Source organism: Pseudomonas sp. I8001, from assembly GCF_013385345.1.
In the GTDB taxonomy this organism is placed as follows: domain Bacteria; phylum Pseudomonadota; class Gammaproteobacteria; order Pseudomonadales; family Pseudomonadaceae; genus Aquipseudomonas.
Window position 1 is genome coordinate 1 of sequence record NZ_JACAQC010000058.1, and the last position, 13,135, is coordinate 13,135.

Annotated in this window: 16 protein-coding genes; 4 read left to right on the forward strand and 12 right to left on the reverse strand. The window is 61.4% G+C overall.

The genetic code is table 11. From position 1 onward, the window contains the following. Positions 1-174: 174 nt before the first annotated feature. The gene (locus tag HX839_RS28695) at positions 175-957 is read right to left on the reverse strand and encodes a class I SAM-dependent methyltransferase (protein ID WP_003219204.1); all 783 of its coding nucleotides are present in this window, start codon (positions 955-957) and stop codon (positions 175-177) included. Between the two features lie 96 nt (positions 958-1,053). Between HX839_RS28695 and HX839_RS28700 the strand changes: the two genes are divergently transcribed. Continuing rightward, positions 1,054-1,674: an energy transducer TonB gene (locus HX839_RS28700; protein ID WP_177068063.1), complete on the forward strand. Its 621-nt coding sequence runs from the start codon at positions 1,054-1,056 to the stop codon at positions 1,672-1,674. Between the two features lie 3 nt (positions 1,675-1,677). Here the strand turns inward: HX839_RS28700 and HX839_RS28705 are convergent, their stop codons facing one another. The 7 genes from HX839_RS28705 to ppc form a co-directional block, all read right to left on the reverse strand. After that, entirely contained in the window at positions 1,678-2,376 is a 699-nt protein-coding gene (locus tag HX839_RS28705) for an extensin family protein (protein WP_087695213.1), read from the reverse strand. A gap of 3 nt (positions 2,377-2,379) precedes the next feature. Further along, complete coding sequence (locus HX839_RS28710) at positions 2,380-3,207, reverse strand: oxaloacetate decarboxylase (RefSeq protein WP_008431093.1); 828 nt, start codon at positions 3,205-3,207, stop codon at positions 2,380-2,382. A gap of 27 nt (positions 3,208-3,234) precedes the next feature. Further along, positions 3,235-4,095 (reverse strand): DUF72 domain-containing protein, encoded by an 861-nt coding sequence (locus HX839_RS28715; RefSeq protein ID WP_087695214.1) that lies wholly within the window; start codon positions 4,093-4,095, stop codon positions 3,235-3,237. Further along, entirely contained in the window at positions 4,095-4,406 is a 312-nt protein-coding gene (locus HX839_RS28720) for a hypothetical protein (protein ID WP_003219213.1), read from the reverse strand. Before HX839_RS28720 ends, HX839_RS28715 begins: the two co-directional genes overlap by 1 nt. A gap of 160 nt (positions 4,407-4,566) precedes the next feature. Beyond that, positions 4,567-5,253, reverse strand: a complete 687-nt coding sequence (tsaB, locus tag HX839_RS28725) for a tRNA (adenosine(37)-N6)-threonylcarbamoyltransferase complex dimerization subunit type 1 TsaB (protein WP_003219215.1) — start codon at positions 5,251-5,253, stop codon at positions 4,567-4,569. A gap of 89 nt (positions 5,254-5,342) precedes the next feature. Beyond that, positions 5,343-5,990, reverse strand: a complete 648-nt coding sequence (gene adk / locus HX839_RS28730; RefSeq protein WP_102368215.1) for an adenylate kinase — start codon at positions 5,988-5,990, stop codon at positions 5,343-5,345. 268 nt (positions 5,991-6,258) lie between these two features. Continuing rightward, positions 6,259-8,904: a phosphoenolpyruvate carboxylase gene (ppc, locus tag HX839_RS28735; RefSeq protein ID WP_177068064.1), complete on the reverse strand. Its 2,646-nt coding sequence runs from the start codon at positions 8,902-8,904 to the stop codon at positions 6,259-6,261. Between the two features lie 187 nt (positions 8,905-9,091). On the opposite strand from ppc, the gene HX839_RS28740 reads away from it, so the two are divergent. From HX839_RS28740 to HX839_RS28750, 3 genes are all read left to right on the forward strand, one after another. Then, positions 9,092-9,436, forward strand: coding sequence for a hypothetical protein (locus tag HX839_RS28740; RefSeq protein WP_003219222.1), 345 nt, complete (start codon positions 9,092-9,094; stop codon positions 9,434-9,436). A 284-nt stretch (positions 9,437-9,720) separates the two neighbouring features. After that, positions 9,721-10,149, forward strand: a complete 429-nt coding sequence (locus HX839_RS28745; RefSeq protein WP_003219226.1) for a DUF4398 domain-containing protein — start codon at positions 9,721-9,723, stop codon at positions 10,147-10,149. 55 nt (positions 10,150-10,204) lie between these two features. Beyond that, a complete protein-coding gene (locus HX839_RS28750; RefSeq protein WP_003219227.1) occupies positions 10,205-10,990 on the forward strand; it encodes an OmpA family protein in 786 nt (261 codons plus the stop codon). A gap of 28 nt (positions 10,991-11,018) precedes the next feature. On the opposite strand, the gene HX839_RS28755 is transcribed toward HX839_RS28750, so the two are convergent. The 4 genes from HX839_RS28755 to HX839_RS28770 form a co-directional block, all read right to left on the reverse strand. Further along, a complete protein-coding gene (locus HX839_RS28755; RefSeq protein WP_003219229.1) occupies positions 11,019-11,252 on the reverse strand; it encodes a hypothetical protein in 234 nt (77 codons plus the stop codon). Positions 11,253-11,461: 209 nt separating this feature from the next. Continuing rightward, complete coding sequence (locus HX839_RS28760; RefSeq protein WP_177068065.1) at positions 11,462-11,716, reverse strand: FlxA-like family protein; 255 nt, start codon at positions 11,714-11,716, stop codon at positions 11,462-11,464. A gap of 112 nt (positions 11,717-11,828) precedes the next feature. After that, the gene (locus HX839_RS28765) at positions 11,829-12,155 is read right to left on the reverse strand and encodes a hypothetical protein (protein ID WP_003219233.1); all 327 of its coding nucleotides are present in this window, start codon (positions 12,153-12,155) and stop codon (positions 11,829-11,831) included. Beyond that, entirely contained in the window at positions 12,152-13,057 is a 906-nt protein-coding gene (locus HX839_RS28770; RefSeq protein WP_032898691.1) for an alpha/beta hydrolase, read from the reverse strand. Before HX839_RS28770 ends, HX839_RS28765 begins: the two co-directional genes overlap by 4 nt. Positions 13,058-13,135: the final 78 nt, after the last annotated feature.

Sequence of the window (13,135 nt, forward strand, 5' to 3'; positions counted from 1 at the left end):
GCCCAGCGCGGCGGCCCGCGGAGCAATGCCGGAGTGAGGGAACGCCGAGCCCCAGCGAGGCGCCGACAGGCGGGGCAGAGCCCTTTGCTTACTTTGGGGCTTTTCCAAAGTGAGCCGCTGTAAGAGCGAAACCATAAGCAGCCGTTACCTAAATAACGGATATGTACTCAACCCTCAGGATTTCAGCGCCTTCTTAGGATAAATGTCATACCGACTGGACTTCCCATCCAACGCATGACTCGGCTTAACCCCCTCAATACAAGGCGCCTTACGCGGCCGCTTGACCACCACCCGATGACTGGCCAAAGCCAACGCCGCCGCCAACAACGCCGGCGCATCCGGATCATCCCCCACCAGCGGCCGAAACAACCTCATCTCCTTCTTCACCAACGCCGTCTTCTCCCGATGCGGAAACATCGGATCCAGATAAATCACCTGAGGCGGCTCCCCCTCCCAATCGCGCATCACCTCAATGGAGTTGCCCTTGAGCAACCTCATCCGCGCCACAATCGGCGCCACCTCAAAATCCTCTGCACCTCGCGCCAAGCCATCTTCCAGCAACGCCCCAATCAACGGCTGGCGTTCAATCAGGCTCATCTCGCAACCCAGGCTGGCCAACACAAATGCATCCTTTCCCAACCCGGCGGTAGCATCCAGCACCCTGGGCCGCACGCCCTGCGCCACACCCACCGCCTTGGCAATCATTTGCCCGCTGCCGCCGCCATACAGACGCCGGTGCGCCGCCCCACCCTCCACAAAATCCACCCGCACCGGCCCCGGCGCCTCAGGCCCCAGCTGTTGCAACTGCAGCCCCTGCTCCCCCACCTGCAAGGCAAAGTCCGCCTCATCCAGTTGCAAAGGCAACCCCAGCTGCTCGGCCCAGTGCTGCGCACGCGCCTGAAAACCTTCGGCCAAGGCCTCGACCCGAATGCGGCTGGCCGCTGGTTGTTCGCTCATCGGTGACTACGCTCAAAAATATTAAGGATCGGCAAAAAGCGGCCGATAAAAAAAAGGATCCGGCATTTTGCCAGAGCTGAGCGACGATCGAGAGAAATGTCAGACATTCCTTCGCTATTCACCGGTGTACTGCCGACCCACAACCACTTCGGCCTGCGCAATACCCAAGCGCTGGCCGGCGTCAGTCATGTGTGGCAGGACTTCTTCGCCCAGGCGTTGGCCGAACAGCTCGGCGACACGCCGGGCGCGCTCGCCAAGTCGGTGGCGAAACCTGTGGACCCGGCGGTAGAACCCAGCGAAGGAAGTGACCTGCTGTCGCAGATCGTCACCCAGCGCGCCTGTGATGTGACAGACACCGAGATCGCCCCGCCCGAGCCGCTGTTCCTGCCCATCGCCGAACTCGAACTGGAACTGCTGCCACCGGCCCCGCCACCGTACCCGGCGGAAGAAGTGGTCGCCCAGCAAAAGCAGCAAAACTTCGAAAGCGCCTGGGTGCGCCCGATCGTCCTGGCCGCCGGCCAACCGCTGCCCGAACCGGGTCCCGCGCCGCAACCACGCCCGCTGCATTTGCCGATCGCCGAATTCGAACTGGACCTGCTGCCACCACCACCGCCACCGTTCCCGGCAGAAGAGCTGGTTGAGCAACAGAAAGCCCTGGATTTCGACAGCCGCTGGGCGCGTCCGCTGATCCTGCACAACCTGCGCCTGGCCGCCTGACCCTCAGCGACACACCCACCACCGACCCATGTCCAGATGAAAGTGATTACGGTGGGCGGCGTTGTAATCCGGGCTCAACACCACATTGAAATCCTTGCAGGCGCCGTCGCGCACTTGCCGCAGGAAGCGCGCACGCTCGCCGTCACCCGGCCAATCCTTGAGCACACTGATGGTGCGCCCGTCCGCCAGGCGAAACCCGGCGATATCCAAAGCATTGGCCGACGCATGCTGGCTGAGTCGCCCGTTGGCGCGGTTGTAGATGTTGCGACAGGCAAAGCTGCCCAGGTGATCGACCCGCGTCACTGCCTGGCCAAACACCGCCTGGGCCGCCGGTTGCAGGCTATGGCGCTCGAACAGGGCGAACGCCACGGCCAGCGGGCAACTGGCGAGAAAGCTGCTGCTCAAGCCGACATCAGCGCCTTGGACCCGCAATGTATTGCGCAGCGGGCAAGCCGCGTCGGCAGGGCTGTCCGCCTGATGGGCGACCCGCAGCCCGGAGGTCTTCAGCACTTGGTCACATAGGGCAGGATCATCCTGCAAACGCCCAAGCTTGAATCGGGTCAGCAGGTTCGGGCTTGCCCGCACGTCCAGCGGCGCCCACGGGTTCCACTCATCGGGCAGCGGCACCCAGCCCCGCCACACGCCAACCAACACACCACCTGCCAACACCAGCAGCACGCCCAGCACCTTGAAGAAACGCACGCCTCAGCCCTTGAACAGTTGATTGGCCTGGTTGAACGGCATCGAGCGCTCAGTGAAGGTAAACGTGCCCAACTCATGAACCTCCTGGGCCGCCCTGAAGAACTCGCCATAAGCCGCCAGGGCCATGGCCGAGCCGACGCTGATGCGCTTGACACCCATCTCGCTCAACTGCGCCACGCTGAGTTTCAGGGCGCCTGACATCAAGATATTCACGGGCTTGGGTGCAACCGCCTTCACCACCGCCAATACTTCCTCGGCACTGCGCAGGGCCGGTGCATAGAGCACGTCGGCGCCAGCTTCGGCGTAGGCCTGCAGGCGGCGAATGGTGTCGGGCAAATCCAGCCGGCCATGCAGGAGGTTTTCCGCGCGGGCGGTCAGGGTGAAGGGGAATGGCAAACTGCGGGCAGCGGCGACTGCGGCTTCGACGCGCTCCACGGAAAGGTCAAAGGGATAGATCGGGTCGACGGCAATTCCGGTGGCGTCTTCGATGGAGCCACCGACAATCCCAGTCGCTGCCGCCCGCAGGATAGTCTCGGCGCAGCCTTCAGGGGTGTCACTGAAGCAGTTTTCCAGGTCGGCGGCGACGGGCAGCGAGGTCGCCTGGACGATCGCCCCGGCATTGCCCAAGGTGTCTTCCAGGGACAACGCACCTTCGGCATCCGGGCGGCCGAGGCTGAAGGCAAAGCCGGCGCTGGTGGTGGCCAGGGCTTCAAACCCCAGGCTGGCGAGCATTTTTGCGGAGCCGGCATCCCATGGATTGGGCATCACGAACGCGCGGTCACGCTCGTGCAGGGCCTTGAAGGTTTCGGCGCGAAGGGTTTGGGCATCCATGACTGACTCCTGTCGGGAAAAGGAGCCTTAGAGTAACCCCAGTTGCTCCGCTGCGGGTTCTCGATGCAGAGTGGGCAATGCCGGCAAGCCGGGCAAGCGCAGCATCAATTTCTCATGAAAGCGCAAGGCCAGTTGGGCGGCCAGGCGGTTGTCGGAAGTGTGAAGAAACACGTAGGGCGTACGCCCCTCTTCGATCCAGCCGGCGACCTTTTCAATCCAGGGCACCAGGAACGGGTCATTGGCTTCCAACTCCGGATGGCCGATAAAGCGCACTTGCGGAAACTGCGTCAGCGCCGCCGGGCGAGGCGGCACCTTGGGCTTTTTCGATTGGGCGTGCAGCACGGCTGCCGAGGTGGAGGTGCAACTGAACAACGCACGCGGGTCCAGGCAGATGCGCTCGACTCCGCGGTCGCGCAGCAAGCGGTTGAGACTGCGCTCGGCATCGCCCTTGGCGAAAAATTCCGAGTGACGCACCTCCACCGCCAACGGTCGCTCCAGCCCGTCGATAAACCCGGCCAACTCACCCAGGCGCTGCGGGGTAAAACTGGCCGGCAGCTGCAGCCACAACGGCGAAATACGCTCGCCCAACGGGCTCATCAACCCCAGGAAACTTTTCGCCGCCGGCAACTGCTCGATCAGGTTGCCGCTGTGGCTGATATCCCCCGGAAACTTGGCCGTGAAGCGAAAATGCTCGGGCATGATTTCAGCCCAGCGCTGCACGGTAGCGACGGAAGGACGGGCGTAGAACGTGGTGTTGCCCTCGACGGCGTTGAAGACCTGGGAATACAGGGCAAGGTAATCGCTGGAGCGGGCGTCGGCGGGATACAGGTATTCGCGCCAGGCGTTTTCACTCCAGGACGGACAACCGAGGTAGTAAGGCAACAGCATCAGATATGGATATCGAGGCCCAGCACTTCCATATCCCATTCGACAAAGCCGGCAGTGGTCAGGTAGCTGGCCAGGGCATTGGCGACGTTTTTGCTCATGGAGCGCGGGAAGATCATGTCTTGCTGGCGGGCAGGAACGCCGCTGGTGCGTGCACCGCCGGAACCCTGGGAACGGGTTGAAACAGCAGTGTTGTCAGACTGGATTTCAACAAAATCGGGCGAGTCTTCGACGGAGTCGTCTACCGTCACGTTCGCCTTGCGAGGCTTGCGCTTGAGGGGGTAGGACTGTGATGAAAAGCCGTCTATGCGCATACATGCGAACTCGGTATCGGTGATGGCATTTTAGTGGCGCTTTCCATGGCGCGCAAATGCTCTGGTGATAACTAGAACACATAATTGGTAAAAGGTTTAAAAGCGCGGGCAAATTCTGACGATTGGCTATTTTTGTCTGAAATTGCCCGCACTTTTGACGTCAAATAATCCCGCGTTCAGCCTTGGTCTGCGCCACTTTATCCCGCAGGTACACGGGCGCCGCCTGGTCCGCCGGAATCGCCTCGCCTCGCTCCCAGGCAAAGCGTGCCAGGGCCAGCAGGTCTTCGGCGTGGGGCAGCATCCCGGCATCCTGGCCGGCAAGCGTCACGCCAATGCGCTCGCCGTAGCCCCAGCCGGTGCCGGCACCGAACCAGTCGCCGCTGGCATCAGCCGGCAAGGCCGCCGTTTCAGGCGACAGCACAGCTTCAGCCCCCACCAGGCGCATCTCGCCAGCGGTTTCGCGGTAGCAGCCCCAATACACTTCATCCATGCGCGCATCGATGGCCGCCGCGACCTGGTTGGCGCCGTGTTCGCGAAACGCGCGCTGCGCCAGCACCGCCAGGTTGGACACCGGCAACACCGGACGCTCCAGCGCAAACGCCAGGCCCTGGACCACACCAATAGCGATGCGCACACCGGTGAACGCACCCGGGCCGCGCCCGAATGCGATGGCGTCCACCGCCGACAAGGTGGTGCCCGCGTCCAGCAGCAATTGCTTGATCATCGGCAACAGCTTCTGCGCGTGCAGGCGCGGGATCACCTCGTAGTGGCTCGTAACCTTGCCATCGTGCAGCAGGGCAACGGAGCAAGCTTCAGTCGCGGTGTCCAGGGCCAGCAAGGTGCTCATCGGTGTATGCATCCACGTTGAAAAAAAGTGCGTCAGTATAAACAACAACGGCCCGCAAGCGGGCCGTTGTCAATCAAGCGGATGAACGATCAGATCAGCGCTTCCAGTACTTTGCCAGTGATGGCTTCAACCGAACCCACACCTTCGATGTGGCTGTACTTCGGCTTGCCCTGGGCGGCCGAGAGTTTCTGGTAGAAGTCCACCAGCGGCTTGGTCTGGGAATGGTAGACCGACAGGCGATGACGCACGGTCTCTTCGGTGTCGTCCTTACGCTGTACCAGGTCTTCGCCGGTAACATCGTCCTTGCCCGCGACTTTCGGCGGGTTGTAGACGATGTGGTAGACGCGGCCCGAGGCCTCGTGAACACGACGACCGGCAATACGCTGCACGATCTCTTCGTCTTCAACGGCGATTTCCACCACGTTGTCCAGCTCGACGCCGGCCTTCACCAGGGCTTCAGCCTGGGGAATGGTGCGCGGGAAGCCGTCGAACAGGAAACCGTTCTTGCAGTCTTCCTGGCTGATGCGTTCCTTGACCAGGTTGATGATCAGGTCATCGGAGACCAGGCCGCCGCTGTCCATCACGCTCTTGGCGATCAGGCCCAGCTCGGTGCCGGCTTTGACGGCCGCACGCAGCATGTCGCCGGTGGAGATTTGTGGAATGCCGAATTTTTCAGTGATGAACTTTGCCTGAGTACCTTTACCGGCCCCGGGAGCTCCCAGCAGAATGACGCGCATCGATGTGCTCCTCAATTTTTTATAGAGATGACGCTCGGATTCGCCGCGTGGGGCCAATCTCGGAAATTTTGGGTCCAGGCCGCACAAACGGCCAAAGGCTGATCAAGATACACAGCAGGCCCAAACCACACAAGCCGCCGAAAGTAGGAGAAACCCGCGCCGCGCTGGCTTTACAAGCAGGTACAACCCTGACAGCAAAACGCCGGTCGCCAATTTTACGGCGACCGGCGCGGGGTATCTGCAAGCTATTGAGAACACGCCATAAATGTCAGCCGGTGTTGCGCAAACCAGCGGCAATACCGGCCACAGACACCAGCAGCGCCTGTTCCAGAGGGCTGTCCTGTGCCGCTTCCTGTTGTCGCGATCGGGCCAGCAATTCGGCCTGCAGCAGGTGCAACGGGTCCAGGTAGGTGTTGCGCAGGCGGATGAACTCAAGCGTATCGGGGCTGTGGGCCAGCAGCTGAGACTGGCCAGTCAGGCCAAGCACCACACTGCACGCCTGCGACAATAGGTCGCGTAAGTGCGCGCCCAATGGCAGCAGATCGGGCTGCACCAATCGCTCGTCATACAGCCGGGCGATGTCGGCGTCGGCCTTGGCCAGCACCATTTCCAGCATATCGATGCGCGTACGGAAGAACGGCCACTGCTCGCGCATCTGCCCCAGCAACTCGCCTTCGCCCCGCTCCAGGGCATTGTTCAACGCCGCTTCCCAGCCGAGCCAGGCGGGCAGCATCAGGCGTGTCTGGGTCCAGCCGAAGATCCACGGGATCGCCCGCAGGCTTTCAATGCCACCAGCCCGGCGCTTGGCCGGACGACTACCCAGGGGCAAGCGACCCAGTTCCTGCTCCGGGGTCGACTGGCGGAAATACTCGACGAATTGCGGATTTTCCCGCACCACGGCGCGGTAAGCACTGACACCGTCGGCGGCCAATTCGTCCATCAAGTGACGCCAGGCCGGTTCCGGTGGTGGCGGTGGCAGCAAGGTCGCCTCCAGCACCGCCGCCAGGTACAGGTTGAGATTCTGCTCGGCGATGTCCGGCAGGCCGAACTTGAAGCGGATCATCTCGCCCTGCTCAGTGGTGCGGAAACGCCCCGCCACCGACCCCGGAGGCTGCGACAGAATCGCCGCGTGAGCCGGGCCGCCGCCGCGGCCTACAGTGCCGCCACGACCGTGGAACAGCAGCAGTTCGACTTGTTGTTCGCGGCAGATTTCCACCAGCCGTTCCTGGGCCCGGTATTGCGCCCAGGCGGCGGCGGTAGTGCCCGCGTCCTTGGCCGAATCCGAGTAGCCGATCATCACTTCCTGCGGGCCCTGCAGGCGGGCGCGATAACCCGGCAACAGCAGCAGTTTCTCGATCACCGGGCCTGCGTTGTCCAGGTCAGCCAGGGTCTCGAACAACGGCACCACACGCATCGGCCGTTGTACGCCGGACTCCTTGAGCAGCAGTTGCACGGCCAACACGTCCGACGCGGCGCCGGCCATGGAGATGACGTAGGAACCCAGGGACGCAGCCGGTGCGGCAGCGATTTCCTTACAGGTGTTCAGCACTTCGGCGGTGTCTGCCGAAGGCTTGAAGTAGCCCGGCAACAAGGGTCGACGGTTGGCCAGTTCCTTCATCAGGAAGCTGATGCGCGCCTCTTCGTCCCAATCCTCGTACCGGCCAAGGCCCAGGTAGTCGGTGATTTCGGTCATGGCCGCGCAGTGGCGGGTGGAATCCTGGCGTACGTCGAGGCGCACCAGGAACAGCCCGAACGTGACCGCCCGACGCAAGCAATCCAGCAGCGGGCCGTCGGCAATCACGCCCATGCCGCAGGTGTGCAGCGACTCGTAGCACAACTCCAGCGGCTCGAGCAGCTCGCGGTTGTTTTGCAGCACGTCGGCAGGCGCCGGCGTGGTGGTGGTCAACGAGGTGTGGGCCCATTGGCGTGTGGCGCGCAGCCGCTCACGCAATTGCTTGAGCAACGCCCGGTAAGGTTCGACGCTGTCACCCACCTTGGCCTGCAATGCCGGGCTGGCCTGTTGCATCGACAGTTCGGAGGCGAGGTGGTCGATGTCGCGCAAGTACAGGTCAGCCGCCATCCAGCGCGCCAGCAACAGCACTTCGCGGGTGACCGGGGCGGTGACGTTGGGGTTACCGTCGCGGTCGCCGCCCATCCAGGAAGCGAAGCGAATCGGCGCGGCCTCCAGAGGCAGGCGCAGGCCGGTAGCCGCGTGCAAGGCGTGATCGGCCTTGCGCAAATAATTCGGGATGGCGTGCCACAACGAATGCTCGATCACCGCAAAGCCCCATTTGGCTTCGTCTACCGGCGTGGGCCGGGTGCGGCGGATTTCTTCGGTGTGCCAGGCTTCGGCGATCAGGCGTTGCAGGCGATTGCGGATCTGCTCGCGCTCGGCGGTGGTGAGGTCGCGGTGATCCTGCAGGGCCAGTTGTGCGGCGATGGCGTCGTATTTCTGGATCAGGGTGCGGCGGGCAACTTCGGTGGGGTGGGCGGTGAGCACCAGTTCGATTTCCAGCCGGCCCAACTGGCGCGCCAGGGATTCGCTGCTGTGGCCTTCACTCTGCAGGCGCGCCAGCAGTTCCGGCAGCACCCGCGACTCGAACGGCGCCGGGGTTGATTCATCACGGCGGTGGATCAACTGATACTGTTCGGCGATATTGGCCAGGTTGAGAAACTGGTTGAAGGCCCGCGCCACCGGCAGCAGTTCGTCTTCCTTGAGTTGATTGAGGCTGGCACTCAGCTCTTCGCCGGCCACCTGCTCCGAGGCTGCGCCACGGCGGTCGGCCTTGGCGCCTTTACGGATCTGCTCGATCTTGTCGAGGAATTCATCGCCGTACTGTTCTCGAATCGTGTTGCCCAACAGTTCACCCAGCAGGTGAACATCCTCACGCAAACGTGCATCGATATCGCTCATCAGCCAATCTCCAGCAGAAAATCCGGGACGCTTTGATCTTCAAGAGTGCCGCCCACGGCGACGTCTTACAAGGAACTTTAAACCTTGTGAGTTGCAGCTAGTCTCAACAGTAAGCCGCAGCGTTATCCGCGCTGGCCGGCTGGTCACTCATCATCGCCCGCGTACCGTGGGCTCCATTGAGGTTGCCATGAAAATCCGAGAACTGGCCCAGCATTGGGAAGAAAACGCCAAGGGTCGCCTGACCAAAACCGAATACGCCATCCATCTGGACGTGGAAGCCGCCGCCAGGCTGGCGGCGATCTCCGAGATGTACCCCAAACGCCATACCGAAGAACTGCTCGGCGAGTTGATTGGCGCAGCCCTCGAAGAGCTGGAAGCGAGCTTTCCCTACATCAAGGGCAAGCAGGTGATTGCGACCGATGAGGAAGGCGATCCGCTGTATGAGGATGTCGGCCCAACCCCACGTTTTCTCAGCCTGTCACGGCGTTACCTGCACGATTTGTCAGCTCAGTCCGACAAGCAGAAACACTAGTAAACCTGCGCCTCAAAACCCTTAACCTCCCGTATCCAGGGCCTCCCACAGGCCCTGGATACCGCTGCGCCATGCAAAAGTTCCAACTTTTAAACGCTGACCGTTCAGTCAAATATTTTTTTAGGCAAATCGCCATCTTCGCTGAACTATTCAAAAAAGCCTCCGGTCACAGCCAGTAAGCCATCACTTGGAACAGCCGTTTGAATAGGCGTCCTGAGCTAACCGCCGGGCCCCGCAGACACTGCAAGCCGGAGATGGATTTGATGTTTTTCAGGAGTTACCTAATGGAGTTGAAGACGATGAAGACCAGCACTGCCAAAACCTCGTTTAACCACCTGCGCGGGCTTAAATTGGCCGCGCTGGCAATCGGCACCAGCTTCGTACTGGCTGGCTGCGCCGGCAACCCGCCGACCGAGCAATACGCTGTTACCCAATCTGCGGTGAACAGCGCTGTCAGCGCCGGCGGTACCGAGTTCGCAGCCGTGGAGATGAAGTCTGCCCAGGACAAACTGAAGCAAGCTGAAATCGCCATGCACGACAAGAACTACGACGAAGCCCGTCGCCTGGCCGAACAGTCCGAGTGGGACGCTCGCGTAGCAGAGCGTAAAGCCCAGGCTGCCAAGGCCGAACAGGCTGTGAAGGATTCCCAGAAAGCTGTTCAGGAGCTGCGTCAGGAAGGCATGCGCCCGGCTGTGATCCAGCCGCAACAATAAGCCGCCGCCCCTGATTGCATTGCACCCGAAACCGAATTGAAAGGACGACACGACTATGCGTAAACAATTGATGATCCCTGCCCTGCTGGCGATGAGCGTTGCTCTGGCGGCTTGCTCCACCCCGCCGAACCAGAACCTGGAAAACGCTCGGACCAACTTCTCGGCCCTGCAAGCCAACCCGCAAGCCACCAAGGTAGCGGCGCTGGAAACCAAAGACGCCAGCGACTGGCTGGACAAGGCTGACAAAGCCTACCGCGACAAGGAAGACCAGAAGAAGGTCGACCAACTGGCCTACCTGACCAACCAGCGCGTTGAAGTGGCCAAGGACACCATCGTCCTGCGTGAGTCCGAAGCCAAGCTGAAAAACGCCGGTGACGAACGTGCCCGCGCCCTGCTGCAGGCCCGTGACGCGCAGATCAAGCAACTGCAAGACAGCTTGAACGCCAAGCAGACTGATCGCGGCACACTGGTGACCTTTGGTGACGTGCTGTTCGCCACCAACAAGTCAGACCTCAAGTCCAGCGGCCTGGTGAACATCACCAAGCTGGCGCAGTTCCTGCGCGATAACCCGGACCGTAAAGTGATCGTCGAAGGCTACACCGACAGCACCGGTTCCGACTCGTACAACCAGAGCCTGTCCGAGCGCCGCGCCGCTTCCGTACAGCGCGCACTGGCCAACCAGGGTGTGGATATCTCGCGCATCGTGACCCAGGGCTATGGCAAGGAATACCCGGTTGCCGATAACGGCAGCGTTTCGGGCCGCGCCATGAACCGCCGCGTTGAAGTGACCATCTCCAACGACAACCAGCCGGTCAAGCCACGTTCTTCGATGGCCAACTGATCGATTGATGCTGGAAAAAAAACCCACGTTACTGTGGGTTTTTTTTCGGGTCGTCGTACCGGACAGGTCGGTTGGGATCCTCGGCTGGTAGCTCTATCTTCCCGCCGTAGCCATGTTCCGACAGCTTGTCGAGCAAGTGCTTGAGCTTATGATCCTCGGCGTCGAGCATTTCCAGCTTCTCGTGCCCCCTGAGCATGTTCACCATGTTGCTTATTGCAGCAATATCTATCGCCACCTTCTCGCCCCGACTCGTGTAAATCACATCGCTTCTGTGGTGCGTTACGCAATACGGTTCCAGATATTTCCATCATCAACTACGACTGCACCGGAGGGCCCAGCCCGCACACCACGCCGCCCGCTCCGTCGCTGCATGATCGTTTGAGGCCGCATGAAAAATCCCGCCAAATGGCGGGATTCTTTTATTTGCAGGCCAGGAATCAAGAGGTCCCAGTGCGCTTCAAGAGCATCGGGTCAGTAGCTTACTGGCGCCGAGTTATCCTGCTCCGGAGCCGCCTGCCCATTGAGTTGGGCCAGCTCCGCCTCGAGCCTCTTGAGCCTTTCCTCAAGGCTTTCTTCGCCCTGCGCGCCCTGTGCACCACCGCCTCCTTGGGCGATCTGGTTCTTCAACTTCTGAATCTCTTGTTCCAATTGCTGAAGTCGCGAATCACCTCCCCCCGCACCGGCAGTGAATGGGGAAGACGAGTTATTTACGCGAGGAATGTCCATTCAAGTGACTCCAAATTAAGTATCCGAGATAACCGATCCAGCGCTGCTGGCCAGTACGGAATCTGTGGTAATCCACTTAAAATGGTTCCAGACCTTTCCCACTTGGCTCGCGCTACTGCTCCAATTGCGGCGTTTCCTGCCCCATGCAACGCACTGCCTGCTTCTTGCTGTTGACCAGTACGCCGGTCAGCCCTTTCTGTTCGGTATCAAACAGCACCAGCACGCCATCAACGCATTGCGCCACCTGGGCGGCCGGGGTCAGGGAGATTTTGTAGTCCTCGCCCGGCACGGTCTTGAGCATGGTGAAGTCGCTGAGCAGCAACGCATCCTCGGGCTTGGCGAAGTGCAAATAGCCGTAGTACCACAGGCAGCCAACGGTACCGATGATGGTGCCGATGCCGGTGAGGATCAGGGGGATCATGTTGCGTTCTTCGCTCATTGCGGGTTCTCTGCGTTGGAGTTCGGGGCCGCCGGGTAATTGGGGATTTCCCCCAGGCGGCGCAGCCCGTTGAAATGCTGGGGGTCGTCCAGGTAGCGCAGCATCACGGTTTGCCAGGTCTTGTCGGCAAAGGTTTGCACGTGGCCACCCCGGGTCAGTTGCAGCACCCGCGGTGGCGGCGCAGCCTGATACAGACGAATGCCGTTGGAGAGCGGCACGATCGGGTCATCCAGGCTATGGAATAACAATTTCGGCACGCCGGTCAGCCGGGGCATGGCGTTGATCGCACTGTCGCCGTCCGGCACCAGCCACGACAACGGCACCTGGAACGGCCATGTTAGCCAGGAGGTGCTGAGGGCGAATTGTCCTACGTCACGATAACTGGCCGGCACACCGTCCAGTACCAGCGCCTTGAGCTGCGGCTGACGTTCGGGATGTTCCGCCAGGTAGTGCACCACTAGCGCGCCGCCCAGGCTTTGGCCGAGCACGATCAGTGGCTGGCCCTGGGTTTCGGGGGCGTTGTCGATCCACTTGAAAGCGGCGTCGATGTCCTGGTAAACCGCCGGCAGCGAAGGTTCGCCTTCGGACAACCCGTAGCCGCGATAGTCCACCAACAGCACTTGATAGCCCTGCTCCGGCAGCCACCAGCTGCCGCCGAGGTGCCAGGCGAGATTGCCGCCATTGCCGTGCAGGTGCAGCACCGTGCCCTTGAGCGGCACGCCAGCCTTGGCCGGCAGCCACCAGGCGTGGAGCTTCAGGCCATCGGCGGTGGTCAATGTGACGTCACGGTATTGCAGGCGAGCCTTTTCCGGGGTGAACGGCATGCCGCGCTCCGGATAGAACAATAAGGAGCTGCAGCCGTTAAGGGTCAGTAGCAGGCAAAGAATGCCGAGGATTCTCATCCGTTGAAGCCTCGTGAATGGGTTGGGAACGATCCTGAAGACCTATGGAGATCAAAGGTGGGAGCGGGCTTGCTCGCG